The following is an 18,783-nucleotide window of genomic DNA, read 5'->3' as shown; positions in this document are numbered from 1 at the left end:
ACCTGGGAGGAGAGCGCCTGTTACACGCTGACGCTGGCCACCGCCTATCGGATGCTGTTCGGCCACCACCCGCACGATCTCAAGCCCGGCCAGAACGTTCTGGTCTGGGGCGCCTCGGGCGGTCTGGGCTCCTATGCGATCCAGCTGATCAACACCGCGGGCGCCAATGCCATCGGCGTGATCAGCGACGAGGACAAGCGCCAGTTCGTCATGGACCTGGGCGCCAAGGGCGTGATCAACCGCAAGGATTTCAATTGCTGGGGCCGTCTGCCCACCGTCAACACGCCGGAATACAACGACTGGCTGAAAGAGGCACGCAAGTTCGGCAAGGCGATCTGGGACATCACCGGCAAGGGCGTGAGCGTCGACATGGTGTTCGAGCACCCGGGCGAGGCGACCTTCCCGGTGTCATCGCTGGTCTGCAAGAAGGGTGGGATGGTGGTGATCTGTGCCGGCACCTCGGGCTTCAACTGCACCTTCGACGTCCGCTACATGTGGATGCACCAGAAACGGCTGCAGGGCTCGCACTTTGCGCATCTGAAACAGGCGGCCTCGGCCAACCGGCTGATGCTGGAGCGTCGGCTCGATCCCTGCATGTCCGAGGTGTTCACCTGGGACGACCTGCCCAAGGCGCATATGAAGATGCTGCGTAACGAGCACAAGCCGGGCAACATGTCGGTGCTGGTGCAATCGCCGCGGACCGGGCTGCGCACCTTCGAAGAGGTGTTGGAAGCCGGCCGCAAGTAGGTCACGAAAGATCCTGTCTTAGCCCCGCGGCGCAGGCGCGTCGCGGGGTTCGTCATTTGTACAATTCGTTGCAGAAATTTTATAATCGGATTACCAAGGGTTGTTATACGGAAATACAATTCTTGCTAAGAAAGATTAACGATGTCGCGGTTGCATTGGATTCTGGCCGTTCTGGAGGACCTGAAAACCTATGCATCTCAAAACAAACTGTGCCGGCTGGAAGACCACCTGAGCCAGGCCTTCGAGGTCGCCCGCGCCGACCTGGAGGACATCGGCCGCGAGGGAGACGAAACCACCGCGCGCCGGGCCGAGCCGGGGCCGGATTAGGCGGCGCGTCCTGGCGGCTTGTATCTGGTGCCTTCGGGGGTGGCGCGATAGGGTCGCGCAATGACAGATACAGCGATCACCTTTTCCGAGGACCAGGCCAGCGCCTATGACAGCGTGGCCGAAATGCTGCGCGGGGCCGGGGTTGATCTTGACGACGGGTCGCTGACCCCGCCGACGGACAAGGGTGCCGGGGTGATGGCGCTGATAGGCAAGGCGGGATCGGGCAAGACGCTGCTTCTGGCCGAGCTCTACAAGGCGCTGGACGAGGCCGGGGTCGACGTGGTGTCGGGCGATTACGAGGGGCGCAAACGGCGCGACCGGCGCACGCTTGCGATCCTCGCGCCGACCAACAAGGCCGCGAGCGTGCTGCGGTTCCGCGGCGTGCCGGCGACCACCATTCACCGCATCCTCTATACCCCGGTCTACGATCCGGAGTACGAGCGCATCGCCGAATGGCTGGCCGGAAACGGCGAGCGGCCCGAGATCGAGGGGCTGAGCGACGCGGCGCTGGACCGGGCGCATGCGTTCTATCAGAACAACAAGTCGATCCCCGGCGCGCTGGCCGCCGCCGGCCTGCGCGGATCGGATTTCATCACCGGCTGGAAGCGGCGCGAGGACCCTCTGGACATCGGGTTCGTCGATGAGGCCTCGATGCTGGACGACCGGCAGTTCAACGATCTGAAAGAGATCTTTCCCAACCTGCTGCTGTTCGGCGATCCGGCGCAGCTGGCGCCGGTGAACCAGTCCGGCGCCATGGTTTTCGACGCGCTGCCCGAGGGGCGCAAGCTGGAGCTGCACCGCATCCACCGGCAAGAGGCCGACAACCCGATCCTGGACCTGGCCCATGCGCTGGCCGATCCGCAACTGGAGTTCGAGGATTTCGAGCGCATGGTCGAGGACAAGGCCCGGAGCGACGACCGGGTTGTCTGGGGCCAGAGGGTCGAGGTGGACCTGATGGCGCGCAGCCCGGTTCTGGTCTGGCGCAATGCCACGCGGATCCGGCTGATCACCGCCTTCCGGTCGGTGCATGGCGCGCCGGAGGACGATCTGCTGGCCGGAGAGCCGCTGATCTGCGACGGCATCGAACTGCCGCTGAAGCACCGCAAGAAGCGGCTGGATCTGGAGGCGCGCGGGCTGATCAAGGGGGCGCAGGTGATCTATCTCGGGCCCGGACGCAAGCCGGGGTTTTCGCGCCTGCATGTGATCGGGGCGGAGGATCCGCAGGTCAGCGCCGCCTCGATCATCAAGATCGAGAAGCCCGACGAGGAAGAGCCGTTCATCCCCTTCGCGGCGCGCATGGGGGCCACCTTTCTGCACGGATCGGCGGTGACCATCCACAAGGCGCAGGGCAGCCAGTGGGACACGGTGCAGGTCTTTGCACCCGATCTTTACGCCGCCGCGCGCATGGGCCGGGTCGAGGCCGGCCAGCCATTGTGGAAACGGCTGGCTTATGTGGCGATCACCCGGGCGCAGGAGCGGCTGATCTGGGTGGTGCGCAACCGGCTGTCGAAACCCACCTATCCGCTGCGGGTGGACGATCTGCGTGCGGCCGCGCCGGCGCCGCTCGAACTGCAGGTGGAGGAAATATGAAGAGCATCCTGATCACCGGCGCCAGTTCCGGCATCGGCCGGGCCACCGCCGAATTGTTCCTGCGCGAGGGCTGGCGGGTGGGTCTGCTGGCGCGCCGTGCCGGGGCGCTGGAGGAGGTGGCGGCGGGGCAGGCGGGCGCGGTGGTGCTGCCCGCCGACGTCACCGATCCGGCGGCGGTCGAGGCGGCATTCGCCACCTTCACCCGAACGGCGGGCAGGCTCGACGTGCTGTTCAACAACGCCGGCATCTTCACCCCGCCCGGCACCATCGACGAGATCGCGCTGGACGACTGGTTCCGGGCGGTGAACGTGAACCTCAACGGCATGTTCCTGGCCGCGCGGTCGGCTTTCGCGGCGATGCGCGCGCAGGACCCGCAGGGCGGGCGGATCATCAACAACGGCTCGATCGCCGCGCATGTGCCGCGACCGCATTCGGTGCCCTACGCGGCGACCAAACACGCGATCACCGGGCTGACGCGGAGCCTGTCGCTCGACGGGCGGCCGTTCGACATCGCCTGCGGCCAGATCGACATCGGCAATGCGCGCACGCCGATGGTGGCCGGGCTGGCCGAGAGCCAGCAGGCCGAGGCCCCGGACGCGCCGCCGATGGACACGATGGCGGTGGAGGATGCGGCGAAATCGGTGCTGCACATGGCTGGCCTGCCGCTGGAGGCGAACGTGCAGTTCATGACGGTGATGGCGACCAAGATGCCCTACATCGGGCGCGGCTGACGCCCGTGCTCAGCGGTTCCTGAGCATGGTGAAGATCGCCGAGGCGCCCCAGCCGGCGATGATGGCTATGGCCAGAGACATTAGCCCGTAAAGCACCGGCTGCTGCCGCGACATGACGAACAGCAAGCGTTCCAGTCCGACCTTGCGCACGTCGATGGTGGTTTCGTACTGGTTGATGATCTTGCCGTGTCGGGTGAGAAAGATGCGCGTCGCATATGCGCCCTCGGTCAGGTCGGCGGGCATCTCGATGGCGGTGCGGAACAGGGTCTGTTCGTCCAGCGCCACCTTGCCCTCGAGCATCTGGTAGAGATCGGCATTGCGGCGGATGCGGATCAGCGCCTCGGTGAAGTGGGGGGCATCGCGGATCTCCATCGGGGCGCCGACCGACCGGATCGCCCGGCCGATGCTGATCTTGTGGCGCAGGTCCTCGGTATCGGTCAGAACGTCCTTCCAGGCGCTGGTGGTGGCCACCGCGTAGAACGACGGGGCGGCATCGACTTCGACCGCCTCGGCATTGACCCAGATGCCGAACCGGTTGGCCTTGCGTCGGACCGTCACCGGGTGCGAGGGGCCGGCGACGGTGATGATGATCTCCAGCGGATCCTCGGGGATCGGGGTTTCGCGCTTGACCGCGCCGAAGATCAGGATCTCCGAGCCGTCGAAGCTGGTGGTGATCGAGACCCGGTCGCTGGACAGGCCGAGCACGACCTCCTCGCCGGTGGCAAGGGCGGCCAGTGGCGTCAGCAGGGCGAAGAGGAGGGCGAGGATGCGCATCGCTCAATGCCCCACTGCGGGGCCGAGCGAATAGAGCTCGGAGGGTTGCAGCAGCAGGTCTGCGGCCAGCTTGCCGCAGACAACCAGCACCATCAGCGCCAGCAGGATGCGCAGCTGCTCGGCCTTGAGCCGCAGCCCGATCTGGGTGCCGATCTGGGCGCCGATGACGCCGCCCACCAACAGCAGCACCGCCAGCACGATATCGACGGTGTAGTTGGTGGTGGCATGCAGCATGGTGGTGAAGGCGGTGACCAGGATGATCTGGAACAGCGAGGTTCCGACCACCACCTTGGTCGGCATGCCGAGGATGTAGATCATCGCCGGCACCATGATGAAGCCGCCGCCGACGCCCATGATCGCGGCCAGGATGCCCACCAGGATGCCGACGCAGATCGGCGGAATCACCGAGATATAGAGGCCCGAGGTGCGAAACCGCATCTTGAACGGCAGCGAATGGATCCAGGTGCGCTGGCGCCGCTTCGGCGCCGGGCCGCCGCCCGCCCTGCGGGCCTTGCGCAGGGCCTGCAGGCTTTCCATGAACATCAGCCCGCCGACGACGCCGAGGAACACCACGTAGCACAGCCGTACCAGCAGATCGACCTGGCCCAGGCTCTTGAGGTAGTTGAACACCAATACCCCGAGCGCCGCGCCGATCAGCCCGCCGACCTGGAGCACCAGGCCCATCTTTATGTCGACCGTTCGCCGTCGGAAATGCGCCAGAACGCCGGAAAAGGACGAGGCGACGATCTGGTTGGCCTCGGTCGCCACCGCCACGGCGGGGGGGATGCCGATGAAAAAGAGCAGCGGCGTCATCAGAAACCCGCCGCCGACCCCGAACATGCCCGAGAGTATGCCCACCAATCCGCCAAGTCCGAGAAGAACGAAGGCGCTGACCGAAGCTTCGGCGACTGGAAGGTAAATCTGCATGAGATTATCTAACTCCGGTTTCTGACGCGATCAAAGCCGAAAACCGCCGGGACATGGCGGGTGGGTCAGGAGAGTGGCGCGGGGGGCTCAATGCCGCCCCGGTTCGGACAGGGCGAAGAGTTCGGTCGGCTGGATCAGCAGGTCCAGTGCGATCTTGCTGCAGACCGCCAGCACCAGCCCGGCCAGCAGCACACGCAGCTGCTCGGCCTTCATCCGCAGCCCGATCTGGGTGCCGATCTGCGCCCCCAACACCCCGCCCAGGATCAGGTAGACGGCCAGCACGATATCCACCGTCTGGTTGGTGGTGGCGTGCAGCATGGTGGTGAAGGCGGTGACGAAGATGATCTGGAACAGCGAGGTTCCGACCACCACCTTGGTCGGCATGCCAAGCAGGTAGATCATCGCCGGCACCATGATGAAGCCGCCGCCGACACCCATCACCGCCGACAGCACCCCGACCGCCAGCCCGACCAGCAGCGGCGGGATCACCGACATGTAGAGGCCCGAGGTGCGAAAGCGCATCTTGAACGGCAGCGCGTCAAACGCGGTGCGCGGGCGGCGCGTGCGTTTGGGGGCGGGGCCGGGATTGCGGGCCTTGCGCAGGGCGTTCAGGCTTTCGGCGAACATCAACGCGCCGACGAGGCCGAGGAAGATCACGTAGCACAGCTGCACCAGCAGATCGACCTGGCCGAGGCTCTTGAGGTAGTTGAACACGAAAACGCCCAGCCCCGAGCCGACCAGCCCGCCGGCCAGCAGGACCGACCCCATCGACAAATCAACGGTCCGGCGCCTGAAATGTGCCAGAACGGCCGAGAAGGACGAGGCGACGATCTGGTTGGCGCCGGTTGCCACGGCCACCGCAGGGGGCACGCCGACGAAGAACAGCAACGGCGTGATCAGAAACCCGCCGCCGACCCCGAACATGCCGGAAAGAATGCCCACCAGCGCACCCAATCCCAGTAGCATGAATGCGTTCACGGAGACTTCGGCGATCGGCAGGTAGGTGTGCATGACCTCAGTTAGGCCCCGGGCGACGCGAGGTCAATCCGCCAAGCCGCCGCACGCGGCAGGAATCATCGTTCCTTCACATAAGGTTCCCCGCCCGCGCGTGGCGGGATTGCCTTGCCGACGAAACCGGCGAGAATGACGACGGTGAGGATATAGGGCAGGGCGTCCATAACCTGCACCGGGATCACCACGCCGCCGATGTCGATGTTCTGATAGCGCAGCGCCACCGCCTGCAGGAAGCCGAACAGCAGGCAGGCCCACATCGCGTGCCAGGGCCGCCACTTGGCAAAGATCAGCGCCGCCAGCGCGATGAAGCCGCGCCCGGCGGTCATGTCCTTGACGAACCCGGCCTGCAGCGCGGTGGCCAGATAGGCCCCGGCGATGCCGCAGAGCAATCCGCAGATCGCCACCGCCGCATAGCGCAGCCCGACCACCGAGACGCCCGAGGTATCCACCGCCGCCGGGTTCTCGCCCACCGCGCGCAGGCGCAGGCCGAAGCGGGTGCGGAACAGCACCCACCAGGTGGCGGGCACCGCGAGAAAGGCCAGGTAGACCAGGATCGAATGCCCCGAGATCAGGTCGGAATAGACCTGGAGCACGACATTGGTCTCGGCGATCAGGTCCGAGACCGGACGGCCGGTGGCCTCGGCATCTGCGGGGCCGATGGCGCCGGGAAACTCCAGCCCCGGAAACCGGCCCTGCCCGAACAGCGACGGCGTGCGCCCGCCCTGTTTGAACCAGTCCTGGGCGATCAGCACCGTCATCCCGGCGGCGAGGAAGTTGATGGCGACGCCGGAAATCAGCTGGTTGCCGCGAAAGGTGATCGAGGCCAACCCGTGCAGCCCGGCCAGCACCATGGACGCGGCGATGCCCGCAAGCAGCCCGAGCCAGACCGACCCGGTGAGGGAGGCCACGGCGGCCGAGAAGAAGGCCGCCATCAGCATCTTGCCCTCGAGCCCGATGTCGAAGATCCCGGCGCGCTCCGAGAACAGCCCGGCCAGGCAGGCCAGCAGCAGCGGCGTCGAGAGGCGAATGGTGCTGTCGAACACCTGGATGAGGGTCAGGAATTCCATCATCTACCTCTCGAACGTGGCCAGCTTGAACGCCGCGAAAGTGAAAAACAGGCCCAGGCCCGCGTCGATCCAGCGCCGGGCGCGGCGGTAGAAGACGATGACAGGCTGGGTCGAAAAGGTGACCGCATAGGCAAGGTGGCCCGCCAACGACAGCGAGGTGGCAATCGCGATCAGCGCCAGCCCGGTCCAGAGCGGCGCCTCCGGCCCCAGCCCGATGCCAACGATGGCGATCCACTGCAGCGCCGCCTTGGGGTTTGTCATCTGCACGGTCAGTCCGCGCAGAAATAGGTTCCCGCCCCGGGCTGCGCGCGCCGCGATATCGCCCTCGGGCCTCGCCGCCGAGCGGAATGCCTTATACGCCAGCCACAGCAGGTAGCCGGCGCCGAAGACCTTCAGCACCGTCACCGCCTCGGCATAGGCGGTGATCAGCGCGGTCAGCCCCCCCACCGTCAGCGTCGCCCAGAGCCCCGATCCGACCGCTACCCCCATCGCCAGCCGTTTGCCTTGCGCCCGTCCGCGCTCCATCGAGGTGCCGATAATGGCGAGGATATTGGGCCCGATGCTGATGAACCCCAGCGAGAAGATCCCCAGCGCCAGGGCCAGGCTGGCCAGATGGTCGCTCATGCTTGTTTCTCCTTGCGCAGGGCCAGGAACAGTTTTTCCAGCGGCATCCGCACCATGTTGTCGAGCGCCCCTGTGAACAGGATCACCAGCGCCTGGATCACCACGATCAGCTCGCGCGGGATCGTTGTCCAGAGCGCCAGTTCGGCGCCGCCCTGGTAGAGGAACCCGAACAGGATCGCGGCGAGGAACACGCCGAACGGGTGGCTGCGCCCCATCAGCGCCACCGCGATACCGATGAAGCCCGCCCCTTCGGTCGCGTTCAGCACCAGGCGCTCGGCCTCGCCCATCACGTTGTTGATCGCCATCATGCCCGCAAGCCCGCCCGAGATCAGCATCGCGATCATGGTGATCCGCACCGGCGAGATGCCGGCATAGAGCGCGCCGGTCTCGGAATGGCCATAGGCGCGGATCTCGTACCCCAGCCTTGTGCGCCAGATCAGCAGCCAGACGAGGATGCAGGCGGCGACGGCGACCAGCAGGCTGACATTGGCCGGGGCCGCCTTGGAGAAATTGAGTCCGATCGGCGCCAGCAACTCGTGCAGGGTGGGCAGGTGCACCGCCCCGGGAAAGCGCGCTGTGGCCGGGTCCATCGAGCCCTTTGGCCGCATCAGGTTGACCAGCACATAGTTCAGCACCGCCGCGGCGATGAAGTTGAACATGATCGTGGTGATCACGATATGGCTGCCGCGCTTGGCCTGCAGCCAGGCCGGGATCGCCGCCCAGGCCGCGCCGAAGAGTGCGGCCAGCCCGGTGGCCCCGATCAGCGCCAGCGACCAGTGCGGCCAGGGGATGTAGAGGCACATCAACGCCACGCCGAGCCCGCCCAGCATCGCCTGCCCCTCGCCGCCGATGTTGAACATCCGGGCGTGAAAGGCGACGGCCACCGCCAGCCCGGTGAACATGAAGTTGGTGGCGTAATAGAGCGTGTAGCCCCAGCCGTAGGTCGAGCCGAGCGCGCCGTTGACCATCAGCTTGACCGCCGCAACCGGATCCTCGCCGATGGCGAGGATGACCAGCGCCGAAAGCGCGGCGGCAAGGATCAGACTGATCAGCGGGATCAGGACCACGTCGGCCCACTTTGGCATCTTGTCCATCAACGGACCTCTTCGATTGGCGCGCCGGACCGGGGCCGCATCACGCCGCCTTGCCGGAAACGCCGGCCATCAGCAGGCCCAGCTCGGTCTCGTCGGTCTGATCGGGCAGACGCTCGCCCATCATCCGGCCATCGAACATCACTGCGATCCGGTCCGACAGCGACAGGATCTCGTCCAGTTCGACGCTGACCAGCAGGATCGCCGCCCCCTGGTCGCGCAGGGTGACGATCTGGCGGTGGATGAACTCGATGGCGCCGATGTCCACCCCGCGGGTGGGCTGGCCCACCAGCAGCAGGTCGGGGCCGCGCTCGATCTCGCGGGCCTCGACGATCTTCTGCTGGTTGCCGCCGGAGAAATTCTTGGCCGTCAGCCAGGGATCGGGAGGGCGGACATCGAACTTGTCCATCTTTGCCTGGGTGTCGCGCTGCAGGGCCGCGTTGTTCATCAGCAGGCGCCCGCGCTGATAGACCGGGTCGTGGTGATAGCCAAAGGCGGTGTTTTCCCAGGCGTGGAACTCCATGATCAGCCCCTCGCGCTGGCGGTCCTCCGGGACATGGGAAATCCCTGCGGCGCGGCGCGACTGGCCGTCCGAGCCGCGGCCCTCCAGCGGCAGCGGCGCGCCGTTCAGCGTGACGTCGCCGGCGCCGGGACGCATGCCGCCCAGAACCTCCAGCAATTCCGACTGGCCGTTCCCGGCCACCCCCGCGATACCGAGGATCTCGCCCGCGCGCACGGTCAGGTCGATACCCTTGACGCGCTCCACCCCCTGGTGGTCGCGGACGCGCAGGTTCTGCACCTCCAGCACCGTCTTGCCGGGCTTTGCCGGCACCTTGTCGACCCGCAAAAGCACCTTGCGGCCCACCATAAGCTCGGCCAGTTCCTCGGGGTTGGTGTCCGCGGTCTTGACCGTTGCGGTCATCTCGCCGCGCCGCATCACGCTGACGGTGTCGGTGATCTCCATGATCTCGCGCAGCTTGTGGGTGATCAGGATGATGGTCTTGCCCTCGGCGCGCAGGTTGTCGAGGATGCGGAACAGGTGATCGGCCTCGGCCGGGGTCAGCACGCCGGTGGGCTCGTCGAGGATCAGGATGTCGGCCTGCCGGTAGAGCGCCTTGAGAATCTCGACCCGCTGCTGCATGCCGACGCCGATCCGGTCGATGCGCGCGTCCGGGTCGACGTTCAGTTCGTATTCGGCGGCGAGGTCGGACAGAATCTTGCGCGCGCGCGCCAGCGAGGGGCGCAGAAGCCGCCCCTGTTCGGCCCCCAGCACGACGTTTTCCAGCACGGTGAAGTTTTCCACCAGCTTGAAATGCTGGAACACCATGCCGATCCCGGCGGCGATGGCGGCCTGGCTGTCCGGGATCTCGGTCTTTTGCCCGCGGATGAAGACCTCGCCCGCGTCGGCCTTGTAGAAACCGTAGAGGATGCTCATCAGCGTGGACTTGCCAGCGCCGTTTTCACCGATGATGCCGTGAATCGTGCCCGGCATCACCCTGATCGATATGTCCTTGTTGGCCTGCACCGGGCCGAACGCCTTGGAGATGCCGCGCAGTTCGATGGCTGGAGATGTGCCGGTCATATGGCCCCCACCTGAAAACGCGGGCCGTGCAGTGCGATCCGCACGGCCCGTTCAACCTTGCTCCGGGACCGGATCAGAAGTCCAGAACCGGGCAGCTGTCGTTTTCGTAGTAGCTGGTGACCTTCAGATCGCCGGCGATGATCTGTTCGCGCGCCGCGTCCACGGCGGCCTTCATCTCCGGGCTGATCAGGGCGGCGTTGTTGTCATCCAGTGCATAGCCGACGCCGTCCTCGGCCAGGCCCAGAACGAAGACGCCGGTTTCCACGTCGCCGCCGGCTTTCATCGCGTCATAGACCGCCACGTCGACGCGTTTCAGCATCGAGGTGAGCACCTTGCCCGGGTGCAGGTGGTTCTGGTTGCTGTCCACGCCGATCGACAGGATGCCCTCGTCGGCGGCGGTCTGCAGCACGCCCACGCCGGTGCCGCCGGCGGCGGCATAGACCACGTCGGCGCCCTGGCTGATCTGCGCCTTGGTCAGCTCCGACCCCTTGACCGGGTCGTTCCAGGCGGCGGGGGTGGTGCCGGTCATGTTGGCGATGATCTTGGCGTCCGGGTTGACCGCCTTGACGCCCTGGGCATAGCCGCAACCGAAGTGGCGGATCAGCGGCACGTCCATGCCGCCGACAAAGCCGACGGTGCCGGACTTGGAAGCCATCGCGGCCAGCATGCCGACCAGGTAGGAGCCCTCATGCTCGGCAAAGCCGATCTGGCGGATGTTGTCGCCCTCGATCCAGGTCACGTCGACCACCACGAACTTGGTGTCGGGATAGTCGGGGGCGACGCTGCTGAGCGGATCGGCCATGGCAAAGCCCATGGTGATGATCGGGTTGGCGCCGGCCTCGGCGAAACGGCGCAGCGCCTGTTCGCGCTGGGCCTCGGATTGCAGTTCGATCTCGCGGAAGCTGCCGCCGGTCTCGTCGGCCCAACGCTGTGCCCCGTTGAAGGCGGCCTCGTTGAAGCTCTTGTCGAACTTGCCGCCCAGATCAAAGATCAGCGCCGGTTCGGCAAGTGCGGCGCCCGTGCTCAGGGCGATCGCGGCGGCGGCCCCCATCAGGGATTTCATAAGGGTCATCGTTATACTCCCGGTTTATTTGTTCTGGTTGCGGAACGCCGCAGGTCCGGTTGGACGATAACGCGCGTACCGAGTGGCGTGATCTGCCAATTTAGGCCGCAGCAGGCATGGCCGGTCAAGCCGCATTTGACCAATTGGTTCAAGTTTCGGTGCGCTGACCCTGGGGCAACGCGCAGGACATGATCACCGCGTCCACCGCCGGCCGGCCCGGGCGCGGATAGTAGCCGGGGCGTCTGCCGGTCTCGGCGAACCCCATCGCGCGGTAGAGCGCCCGTGCCGCAGGGTTGTCGGCGGCGACCTCGAGAAAGGCCCGCGACGCGCCGCGCGACATGGCCTCGGCCAACCATGCCCCCATGCAGGCGCGGGCGCGCCCCTGGCGGCGGTGCTCGGGGTGGGTGGCGATGGTCAGCAGTTCCGCCTCGCCCGCGATCGCCCGGACCAGCGCGAAACAGGCGGCGTCGCCGGTGGCGAAACAGCCGGGCGTGGCCAGCAGGTCTGAGAACTCCTCGGCCCGCCAGGGGCGGGACGGGGCAAAGGCGGCGGCATGGGTCGCGGCCATCGCCTCGGGCGTCGGCGCGTTGGTCATCCGTCCAGCAGCACCGGCGGCACCTCGCGCGAAGGGGCGGCGTCGGCGGGGCGGATGTAGAGCGGCCTGGGCCGGGGCGCCTCCGGCCCGACCTGGCGCGCGGCTGCGCGCGCGATGGCCTCGGCCAGCGGATAGGCGGGGGGCAGGGCGCGCCCGCCGGTCAGCCGCGCCAGCGTGTCGGCCTCGGCGCCGATCACGTCCAGCCCGCTCCCCGCGATGCCGGAAGAAAGCGCGTCAGGCTGCACTGGCCCCAACGGGGAAGTGTCCGGCGGATCGAGATAGACCGCCCCGCGCGGCGCCGATACGGCAGTGAGAGCCGGTCCCGCCGCCCCCTCGCGCAGCGCGTCGAAACTGGAGACCCCCACCGCCGGTATGCCGAGCCCCAGTGCAAGGCCGCGCGCGGCAGAGACCGCGATGCGGATGCCGGTGAAATTGCCGGGGCCGACGCCGACGCCGATGGCGGTCAGGTCGCGCCAGGTGATACCGGCCTCACCCAGCAGCTCTTCGAGCATGGGAAACAGCCGTTCGGCCTGGCCGCGGCCCATGTCCTCGCCGCGCGCGGCAAGGAGGCGGTCGCCGGACAGCACTGCGGCCGCGCAATGCGCGGCCGAGGTGTCGAACGACAGGATCAGGGGGTCTTGCACCATCGGGGTGGCCTGGCGGTCGGTCAGACCGCGACGGGGCGCACCTCGACCACTTCGGGAATATAGTGGCGCAGCAGGTTCTCGATACCCATCTTCAGGGTCAGCGTCGAAGACGGGCATCCGGCGCAGGCACCCTGCATGTGCAGATAGACGACGCCACGCTCAAAGCCATGAAAGGTGATATCGCCACCGTCCTGCGCCACGGCCGGGCGCACGCGGCTGTCCAGCAGTTCCTTGATCTGGGCGACGATCCCGGAATCCTCGCCGCTGAACTCGGCATGGCCCGAGGCGGGGTCGCCCGCACCCTCCATCACCGGGGCGCCGGACTGGTAATGCTCCATCACCGCGCCCAGGATCGCCGGCTTGATGTGATCCCAGTCGACATCGTCGGTCTTGGTGACGGTGACGAAATCATTGCCGAAGAATACGCCGGTCACGCCGTTGACGGCAAAGATGCGGCTGGCCAGCGGCGATTTCTCCGCCGCCTCGGCCGAGGCGAAATCGGCGGTGCCGGCCTCCAGCACGGTCTGGCCGGGCAGGAATTTCAGGGTTGCAGGGTTCGGGGTCGATTCGGTCTGGATGAACATCTGACATGCACCTTTGCTGGGTTGTCCCCTATATGCGGCCGAAGCCGCGAGGCGTCAAGGTTTGGAACGGTTCTAAGTCAGCCCGCGCCGCCCCTGCGGTCAGGTGATCGCCTCGAGTTTTTCCTTGCTCAGGTCGCCCGGCACGATGGTGATCGGGATTGGCAGGCTGCCCGAACTCTTGGTCATCTGGGTAACAAGCGGCCCGGGCCCCTTGCGCCCGGTGCCGGCACCCAGCACCAGAATCCCGATCTCGGAATCCTGGCGGACCTGTTCGATGATCTCCTCAACCGGCTCGCCCTCGCGGATCACCAGTTCGGGGTCGACGCCCTGCTTGTCGCGCATCCACTTGGCAAAAACCTCGAAATGGGCGTGGATGCGTTCGCGGGCCTCTTCGCGCATCACCTCGCCGACGCCGATCCAGTGGTTGAACTCCTCCGGCGGGATCACCGAGAGGATGGCCACGCCGCCGCCGGTATGGGCGGCGCGCATGGCGGCGAACCGCATGGCGTTCAGACATTCGCGGCTGTCGTCGAGCACGACGAGAAACTTGCGCATTCGGGGCGTCTCCTTGCGCGCGGATGATGCCCGATCCCGTGGGGTCAGGCAAGCGCGGGGTTCAGGCGGGTCAGCTTTCCGATCTGGCCCAGTCCCAGTACATGTCGCGCACCCGGCGGGTGACCGGGCCGACCTGGTACTGGTTTTCCTCAAAGGCGCTGACCGGGGTCACCTTGCTCATGTTGCCGGACAGGAAGATCTCGTCGGCGGCCTCGAAATCGGCAAAGCTCAGCACGGTTTCATGCACCGTCATGCCGTCGGCGCGCATGTGCTTCATGTGCCGCGCGCGGGTGATCCCGGCCAGGAAGGTGCCGTTGGCGATCGGCGTGAACACCTCGCCGTCCTTGACCATGAAGACGTTGGCGGTGGCGGTTTCGGCGACATTGCCCATGGCGTCGCCGACCAGCGCGTTGTTGAACCCCTTGGCGCGGGCCTCGGCCAGCATGCGCGCGTTGTTGGGGTAAAGGCAGCCGGCCTTGGCGTTGACCACCGCATCCTCCAGCACCGGGCGGCGGAACCGGGTGCGGGTCAGCGTCACGCTGGCCTCGGGCGGGGCCATCGGGATTTCCTCCAGGCAGACCGCAAAGCCGGTCTCGTCCTTCTGCGGGATGATCGCGGTGGCGTCGCCGTTGATGCCCCAGTACATCGGCCGGATGTAGACTGCTGCACCCTTGGCGTAGGCTTCCAGCCCCTCCTTGACGATCTCGACCATCTGCGCGGTCTCGACCGTGGGGGTCAACATCAGGGCCGCGGCCGAGCGATTGACGCGGGCGCAATGGGCGTCGAGGTCGGGCATCAGCCCATCGACGAAGCGGGCACCGTCGAACACCCCCGAGCCCAGCCAGGCGCCGTGATCGGCGGCGCGGATGATCGGGGTGTCGCCATCGTGCCAGGTGCCGTTGTAATAGGTGCGGATGTTGGTGCCGGTTGCCATGGTGCTCTCCTTGCTTCGGCGCGGACGTTAGAAAGAAGCCGGGGCAAGGTCCAGCCCCGCAAGATGTCGCGCCCGGCTCCGGCCGGGATCAGCCGCGCATCGGCAGCGCCGACCGCCGAACCATCGTGCGCAGCGCGAAGTTGGAGCGCAGGTTGCGGATGCCGGGGATCTGCATCAGCCGGTTTTCCAGAAAGGCGTCAAAGGCGGTGAGGTCGGCGCAGACCACCCGCAGCAGGATATCGCGCGAGCCGGTCATCAGGTAGCATTCCATCACCTCGTCGCAGGCCCCGATGGCACGTTCGAAGGCGTCGATCGCGGCGCGGTCCTGCCGGCCAAGTTCGACCGAGACGAAGACCGAGACCGGCAGCCCCAGTTTTTCGGCATCGACCCGGGCGCCGAAGCCGGTGATCACGCCGTCGGACTGCAACCGCTCCAACCGCCGCGCGCAGGGAGTCGGGGAAAGGCCGGCGGCTTCGGCCAGGTCGGCGATCTTCATGCGCCCGTCGCGCTGCAGCGCGCGGATGATTTTGCGATCAATCCTGTCCATGCGAATTTTCCCTGTCTGAATGAGTCATTGTGGTGAAAACCTTCAAAAATTACGATCTCTGCGCGTATTATTGGTGAAAATCGATCTCTTTAGAATGGCAAAATCACGTGAAAGCCCAGGAAGAAACCCCAGGAAAACGGAGAGATGAAGATGGAGCTCACGCAGATCGAAACGCAGGACCACGAACAGGTCCTGCGCGTGCGGGACGCCGACAGCGGGCTGAGCGGCATCATTGCCATTCACTCGACCCAGCTTGGCCCGGCGGCGGGCGGGCTGCGGATGCGGAGCTACGCGGACGAGGCCGCGGCGCTGGAGGATGCGCTGCGGCTGTCGCGCGGCATGACCTTCAAGAACGCCGCCGCCGGGCTGCCGCTGGGCGGCGGCAAGGCGGTGATCATCGGCGATCCGGCGCGGGACAAGACCCCGGAAATGCTGGCCACGTTCGGCCGCGCGGTTGAGGCGCTGGGCGGGCGCTACTGGACCGCCGAGGACATGGGGATGACGCCCGCCGACATGGCGCGGGTCGGCACCGAGACGCGGTTCGTCGCCGGGCTGGCCGATGGGCCCTTTGCCAGCGGCGACCCCTCGCCGGTGACCGCGCGCGGCATCTTCAACGCGATCCGCACCACCGCGCGGCACCGGTTCGGATCATCCGACCTGGCGGGGCTGCGGGTGGCGGTGCAGGGGCTGGGCCATGTCGGCCTGCACCTGTGCGACCTGCTGCACCGGGCCGGGGCCGAACTGATCGTCTCCGACCTGAATGACAGTGCAGTGACCGAGGCGCAGGCGCGGTTTGCCGCGCGGGTGGTGGCGCCGGAGGCGATCCTGACGGTGGAGGCGGAGATCCTAGCGCCCTGCGCCATCGGGGCGGTGCTGAATGAGGTCTCGATCCCCGACCTGCGGGTGCAGGCGGTGGCGGGCGGCGCCAACAACCAGCTTGCCACGGCCGGGGACGGCGCGCGGTTGCACGCGCGCGGCATTCTCTATGCGCCTGATTTCATTGCCAATGGCGGGGGCATCATCAACGTGGCGACCGAGATCCTGCGGATCGCGGACCACCCGTCCTGGGTGGCGGAGAAACTGGGGGAGTTGGACGCGACCATGGACCGCACCCTGACCCGCGCGGCGCAGAGGGGGGTGAGCCCGAACGACGTGGCCGAGGAGATTGTGGCCGAACGGCTGCGCCACGACGCGGCCTGAGCACGGCCCGGAAAGCGTACAGAAAAAGGCCCGGATCGTACGGAACGTCCGGGCCTTGTTTTCCGGGTCCGCCGCGGCGGATCTCAGCCCTCGACCGGGCCGACCATGCCGACGATGTCATAGGTGCGGCGCAGGATCGGCGCGGTGATCGCGCGGGCGCGTTCGGCGCCACGGCTCAGGATGCGGTCGATCTCGTCCTGTTCGCCCATCAGGCGGCTCATCTCGCCGGCGATGGGGGCGAGCTTGGCCACCGCCAGATCGGCGAGCAGGGGCTTGAAGGTGGCAAAGTTCTGGCCGGCGTGATCGGCGATCACCTGTTCCACCGAGGTATCGGCCAGCGCGGCGTAGATGTTGACCAGGTTGCGCGCCTCGGGGCGCTCCTCCAGCGCGTCGGTGTTGTCCGGCAGCGGCTCGGGGTCGGTCTTGGCCTTGCGGATCTTCCTGGCGATGGTGTCGGCATCGTCGGTCATGTTGATCCGGCTGGCATCCGAGGGATCGGACTTCGACATCTTCTTGGAGCCGTCGCGCAGGCTCATCACCCGGGTTGCGGCGCCCTCGATCACCGGTTCGGTGAGCGGGAAGAAGTCGACGCCGTAGTCGTGGTTGAACTTGGCGGCGATGTCGCGGGTCAATTCCAGGTGCTGTTTCTGATCCTCGCCCACCGGGACGTGGGTGGCGTGGTAGATCAGGATGTCGGCGGCCATCAGCGAGGGGTAGGCGAGCAGCCCGAGCGAGGCGTTCTGCTGGTTCTTGCCGGCCTTGTCCTTCCACTGGGTCATGCGCTGCATCCAGCCCATGCGCGCGACGCAGTTGAAGATCCAGGCGAGCTGGGCGTGTTCGGGCACCTGGCTCTGGTTGATGAGACTGGATTTCTCCGGGTCGATCCCCGAGGCGATGAAGCCGGCGCAAAGCTCGCGCGTGGCACGGCGCAGATCCTCGGGGTTTTGCCAGACGGTGATCGCGTGCAGGTCGACCATGCAATAGATCGACTCGATGCCGTTATTCTGCGCATCGGCGAACCGCTTGAGCGCGCCGAGATAATTGCCCAGGTGCAGGTTCCCCGAGGGCTGGATCCCGGAAAACACCCGCTGGGTGAAGGTGGTCTCGGTCATCTTGCGACAACTCCCGTCTGGATAAATGAACTCGTGTCGCTTACCCATGGCACCGGGTGGCGTCAACCGGCGCCGGTCGGCAGGCAGGCATGAGGAGATCCGAGCATGGACCAAGAGCCGCATAACGGGGCGGTCAACCCGCTGCCGCCGGTGGTGGCGGCGCTGTTCCTGGTGATCATGGGGATCGAGATCGCGTTTTTCCTTGGCGCGCGCGGAATTGTCGGCGGGCCGGCGGCGGTAGGCTGGCGGTTGTCGGCGATCCAGTCCTATGCCTTTTCCGGCGAGATCGTAGACTGGATGTGGGACAGCGGGGTCTGGCCGGCGGAGCATCTGATCCGCTTTGTCTCCTACAGTTTCGTGCATACCTCGTTCACCCATGCGCTTTTCGTCGGGGTCTTCGTGCTGGCGATGGGCAAGATGGTGGGCGAGATCTTTGGCAGCCTTGCCATGCTGGCGATCTTCTTGCTCTCGGCGGTGGGCGGCGCGCTGATCTATGCGCTGCTGCTTGACGACCCGATGCCGCTGGTGGGCGGGTTTCCCGCCGTCTACGGGCTGATCGGGGCGTTCACCTTCATCCTGTGGCGGCGGCTGGGCATGGTCGGGGCCAACCAGACACGGGCGTTTTCGTTGATCGCGATGCTGATGGGGATACAGCTGGTGTTCGGGCTGATCTTCGGCGGCAGCGCCGACTGGGTCGCCGACCTGGGCGGCTTTGCCACCGGTTTCGCGCTGTCGTTCTTCGTCTCGCCGGGGGGCTGGGCCCGGATGCGCGGCAAGATCCGGCACGAGTAAGGCATGTCGCGGCTATGCCGGCCGATGGACCCGCCGGCATAGCCGCCTGTCTTTCGGGTATCGCTATTTCTTCATCGGGCAGCTGCTGAAGCCCAGCACCTGGTAGAGCGGGCAGTAGCCCGCAAGCCCGGTCAGCAGCGGGATCAAACCGACCAGACCCCACATGGTCTTGGGGCCGACGAAGATCAGCGACAGCAGGGCGAGGCCGAAGACGACGCGCAGGATGCGGTCGATGGAGCCTTCGTTGCGCAGCATGGCGTTTCCTTTCAGGGAATCACAG

Annotated in this window: 22 protein-coding genes; 6 read left to right on the top strand and 16 right to left on the bottom strand. The window is 66.6% G+C overall.

All coding sequences use genetic code 11. The features are described from left to right. From P1U75_RS13545 to P1U75_RS13530, 4 genes are all read left to right on the top strand, one after another. Positions 1–747: zinc-binding dehydrogenase (locus P1U75_RS13545; RefSeq protein ID WP_300244286.1), on the top strand; the 747-nt coding region annotated here is incomplete at its 5' end. Positions 748–888: 141 nt separating this feature from the next. Continuing rightward, positions 889–1,074: a hypothetical protein gene (locus P1U75_RS13540; protein ID WP_300244283.1), complete on the top strand. Its 186-nt coding sequence runs from the start codon at positions 889–891 to the stop codon at positions 1,072–1,074. Positions 1,075–1,134: 60 nt separating this feature from the next. After that, the gene (locus tag P1U75_RS13535; protein ID WP_300244281.1) at positions 1,135–2,664 is read left to right on the top strand and encodes an AAA family ATPase; all 1,530 of its coding nucleotides are present in this window, start codon (positions 1,135–1,137) and stop codon (positions 2,662–2,664) included. Beyond that, entirely contained in the window at positions 2,661–3,395 is a 735-nt protein-coding gene (locus P1U75_RS13530) for an SDR family oxidoreductase (RefSeq protein ID WP_300244278.1), read from the top strand. Before P1U75_RS13535 ends, P1U75_RS13530 begins: the two co-directional genes overlap by 4 nt. Positions 3,396–3,404: 9 nt before the next feature. Here the strand turns inward: P1U75_RS13530 and P1U75_RS13525 are convergent, their stop codons facing one another. The 14 genes from P1U75_RS13525 to P1U75_RS13460 all read right to left on the bottom strand — a co-directional run bounded on the left by P1U75_RS13525 (position 3,405) and on the right by P1U75_RS13460 (position 15,399). Next, positions 3,405–4,169, bottom strand: coding sequence for a TIGR02186 family protein (locus tag P1U75_RS13525; protein WP_300244276.1), 765 nt, complete (start codon positions 4,167–4,169; stop codon positions 3,405–3,407). A 3-nt stretch (positions 4,170–4,172) separates the two neighbouring features. Beyond that, positions 4,173–5,096 carry a sulfite exporter TauE/SafE family protein gene (locus P1U75_RS13520; protein WP_300244274.1) on the bottom strand — a complete coding sequence of 308 codons (924 nt, stop codon included), beginning with the start codon at positions 5,094–5,096 and terminating at the stop codon, positions 4,173–4,175. Between the two features lie 87 nt (positions 5,097–5,183). Then, positions 5,184–6,107 (bottom strand): sulfite exporter TauE/SafE family protein, encoded by a 924-nt coding sequence (locus P1U75_RS13515; protein WP_300244272.1) that lies wholly within the window; start codon positions 6,105–6,107, stop codon positions 5,184–5,186. A 62-nt stretch (positions 6,108–6,169) separates the two neighbouring features. Continuing rightward, entirely contained in the window at positions 6,170–7,177 is a 1,008-nt protein-coding gene (locus tag P1U75_RS13510) for an ABC transporter permease (protein WP_300244269.1), read from the bottom strand. Between the two features lie 3 nt (positions 7,178–7,180). Next, positions 7,181–7,801 (bottom strand): LysE family translocator, encoded by a 621-nt coding sequence (locus P1U75_RS13505; RefSeq protein ID WP_300244267.1) that lies wholly within the window; start codon positions 7,799–7,801, stop codon positions 7,181–7,183. Continuing rightward, a complete protein-coding gene (locus tag P1U75_RS13500) occupies positions 7,798–8,895 on the bottom strand; it encodes an ABC transporter permease (protein ID WP_300244265.1) in 1,098 nt (365 codons plus the stop codon). The genes P1U75_RS13505 and P1U75_RS13500 overlap by 4 nt, the downstream gene beginning before the upstream one ends. A 40-nt stretch (positions 8,896–8,935) precedes the next feature. Then, a complete protein-coding gene (locus tag P1U75_RS13495; protein ID WP_300244263.1) occupies positions 8,936–10,474 on the bottom strand; it encodes an ABC transporter ATP-binding protein in 1,539 nt (512 codons plus the stop codon). 73 nt (positions 10,475–10,547) lie between these two features. After that, positions 10,548–11,546 (bottom strand): BMP family ABC transporter substrate-binding protein, encoded by a 999-nt coding sequence (locus P1U75_RS13490; RefSeq protein ID WP_300244260.1) that lies wholly within the window; start codon positions 11,544–11,546, stop codon positions 10,548–10,550. Positions 11,547–11,685: 139 nt separating this feature from the next. Next, the gene (locus P1U75_RS13485; protein ID WP_300244258.1) at positions 11,686–12,132 is read right to left on the bottom strand and encodes a GNAT family N-acetyltransferase; all 447 of its coding nucleotides are present in this window, start codon (positions 12,130–12,132) and stop codon (positions 11,686–11,688) included. Then, positions 12,129–12,779, bottom strand: coding sequence for a tRNA (adenosine(37)-N6)-threonylcarbamoyltransferase complex dimerization subunit type 1 TsaB (gene tsaB / locus P1U75_RS13480; RefSeq protein ID WP_300244256.1), 651 nt, complete (start codon positions 12,777–12,779; stop codon positions 12,129–12,131). Before tsaB ends, P1U75_RS13485 begins: the two co-directional genes overlap by 4 nt. Positions 12,780–12,799: 20 nt before the next feature. Beyond that, complete coding sequence (locus P1U75_RS13475; protein ID WP_300244254.1) at positions 12,800–13,363, bottom strand: NifU family protein; 564 nt, start codon at positions 13,361–13,363, stop codon at positions 12,800–12,802. A 99-nt stretch (positions 13,364–13,462) separates the two neighbouring features. Further along, positions 13,463–13,918, bottom strand: a complete 456-nt coding sequence (locus tag P1U75_RS13470) for a universal stress protein (RefSeq protein WP_300244251.1) — start codon at positions 13,916–13,918, stop codon at positions 13,463–13,465. A 70-nt stretch (positions 13,919–13,988) separates the two neighbouring features. Further along, positions 13,989–14,852, bottom strand: coding sequence for a branched-chain amino acid aminotransferase (locus P1U75_RS13465; RefSeq protein WP_300244248.1), 864 nt, complete (start codon positions 14,850–14,852; stop codon positions 13,989–13,991). Positions 14,853–14,940: 88 nt separating this feature from the next. After that, complete coding sequence (locus tag P1U75_RS13460; protein WP_300244245.1) at positions 14,941–15,399, bottom strand: Lrp/AsnC family transcriptional regulator; 459 nt, start codon at positions 15,397–15,399, stop codon at positions 14,941–14,943. Positions 15,400–15,549: 150 nt separating this feature from the next. Between P1U75_RS13460 and P1U75_RS13455 the strand changes: the two genes are divergently transcribed. After that, positions 15,550–16,599 (top strand): Glu/Leu/Phe/Val dehydrogenase dimerization domain-containing protein, encoded by a 1,050-nt coding sequence (locus tag P1U75_RS13455; protein WP_300244243.1) that lies wholly within the window; start codon positions 15,550–15,552, stop codon positions 16,597–16,599. Positions 16,600–16,682: 83 nt separating this feature from the next. Here P1U75_RS13455 and trpS read toward each other — a convergent pair whose 3' ends face one another. Continuing rightward, positions 16,683–17,711, bottom strand: coding sequence for a tryptophan--tRNA ligase (trpS, locus tag P1U75_RS13450; RefSeq protein ID WP_300244241.1), 1,029 nt, complete (start codon positions 17,709–17,711; stop codon positions 16,683–16,685). 105 nt (positions 17,712–17,816) lie between these two features. On the opposite strand from trpS, the gene P1U75_RS13445 reads away from it, so the two are divergent. Next, positions 17,817–18,503, top strand: a complete 687-nt coding sequence (locus P1U75_RS13445; protein ID WP_300244239.1) for a rhomboid family intramembrane serine protease — start codon at positions 17,817–17,819, stop codon at positions 18,501–18,503. A gap of 63 nt (positions 18,504–18,566) precedes the next feature. Here P1U75_RS13445 and P1U75_RS13440 read toward each other — a convergent pair whose 3' ends face one another. Further along, entirely contained in the window at positions 18,567–18,758 is a 192-nt protein-coding gene (locus tag P1U75_RS13440; RefSeq protein ID WP_300244237.1) for a DUF2892 domain-containing protein, read from the bottom strand. Between the last annotated feature and the right edge of the window lie 25 nt (positions 18,759–18,783).

The sequence above is a fragment of the Antarcticimicrobium sp. genome (assembly GCF_029212575.1).
In the GTDB taxonomy this organism is placed as follows: Bacteria; Pseudomonadota; Alphaproteobacteria; order Rhodobacterales; family Rhodobacteraceae; genus Antarcticimicrobium.
The sequence above is the reverse complement of the archived record's forward strand: the minus strand, read 5'-3'. Positions and strand labels throughout refer to the sequence as shown.

What these genes read in the sequence shown, in the direction of transcription:
- P1U75_RS13465 (WP_300244248.1), bottom strand. Translation starts at nt 14,852, where the DNA reads ATGGCAACCGGCACCAACATCCGCACCTATTACAACGGCACCTGGCAC.
- P1U75_RS13445 (WP_300244239.1), top strand. Translation starts at nt 17,817, where the DNA reads ATGGACCAAGAGCCGCATAACGGGGCGGTCAACCCGCTGCCGCCGGTG.
- P1U75_RS13525 (WP_300244276.1), bottom strand. Translation starts at nt 4,169, where the DNA reads ATGCGCATCCTCGCCCTCCTCTTCGCCCTGCTGACGCCACTGGCCGCC.
- P1U75_RS13510 (WP_300244269.1), bottom strand. Translation starts at nt 7,177, where the DNA reads ATGGAATTCCTGACCCTCATCCAGGTGTTCGACAGCACCATTCGCCTC.
- P1U75_RS13455 (WP_300244243.1), top strand. Translation starts at nt 15,550, where the DNA reads ATGGAGCTCACGCAGATCGAAACGCAGGACCACGAACAGGTCCTGCGC.
- trpS (WP_300244241.1), bottom strand. Translation starts at nt 17,711, where the DNA reads ATGACCGAGACCACCTTCACCCAGCGGGTGTTTTCCGGGATCCAGCCC.
- P1U75_RS13515 (WP_300244272.1), bottom strand. Translation starts at nt 6,107, where the DNA reads ATGCACACCTACCTGCCGATCGCCGAAGTCTCCGTGAACGCATTCATG.
- P1U75_RS13490 (WP_300244260.1), bottom strand. Translation starts at nt 11,546, where the DNA reads ATGACCCTTATGAAATCCCTGATGGGGGCCGCCGCCGCGATCGCCCTG.
- P1U75_RS13440 (WP_300244237.1), bottom strand. Translation starts at nt 18,758, where the DNA reads ATGCTGCGCAACGAAGGCTCCATCGACCGCATCCTGCGCGTCGTCTTC.
- P1U75_RS13485 (WP_300244258.1), bottom strand. Translation starts at nt 12,132, where the DNA reads ATGACCAACGCGCCGACGCCCGAGGCGATGGCCGCGACCCATGCCGCC.
- tsaB (WP_300244256.1), bottom strand. Translation starts at nt 12,779, where the DNA reads ATGGTGCAAGACCCCCTGATCCTGTCGTTCGACACCTCGGCCGCGCAT.
- P1U75_RS13535 (WP_300244281.1), top strand. Translation starts at nt 1,135, where the DNA reads ATGACAGATACAGCGATCACCTTTTCCGAGGACCAGGCCAGCGCCTAT.
- P1U75_RS13460 (WP_300244245.1), bottom strand. Translation starts at nt 15,399, where the DNA reads ATGGACAGGATTGATCGCAAAATCATCCGCGCGCTGCAGCGCGACGGG.
- P1U75_RS13505 (WP_300244267.1), bottom strand. Translation starts at nt 7,801, where the DNA reads ATGAGCGACCATCTGGCCAGCCTGGCCCTGGCGCTGGGGATCTTCTCG.
- P1U75_RS13530 (WP_300244278.1), top strand. Translation starts at nt 2,661, where the DNA reads ATGAAGAGCATCCTGATCACCGGCGCCAGTTCCGGCATCGGCCGGGCC.
- P1U75_RS13500 (WP_300244265.1), bottom strand. Translation starts at nt 8,895, where the DNA reads ATGGACAAGATGCCAAAGTGGGCCGACGTGGTCCTGATCCCGCTGATC.
- P1U75_RS13520 (WP_300244274.1), bottom strand. Translation starts at nt 5,096, where the DNA reads ATGCAGATTTACCTTCCAGTCGCCGAAGCTTCGGTCAGCGCCTTCGTT.
- P1U75_RS13540 (WP_300244283.1), top strand. Translation starts at nt 889, where the DNA reads ATGTCGCGGTTGCATTGGATTCTGGCCGTTCTGGAGGACCTGAAAACC.
- P1U75_RS13495 (WP_300244263.1), bottom strand. Translation starts at nt 10,474, where the DNA reads ATGACCGGCACATCTCCAGCCATCGAACTGCGCGGCATCTCCAAGGCG.
- P1U75_RS13470 (WP_300244251.1), bottom strand. Translation starts at nt 13,918, where the DNA reads ATGCGCAAGTTTCTCGTCGTGCTCGACGACAGCCGCGAATGTCTGAAC.
- P1U75_RS13475 (WP_300244254.1), bottom strand. Translation starts at nt 13,363, where the DNA reads ATGTTCATCCAGACCGAATCGACCCCGAACCCTGCAACCCTGAAATTC.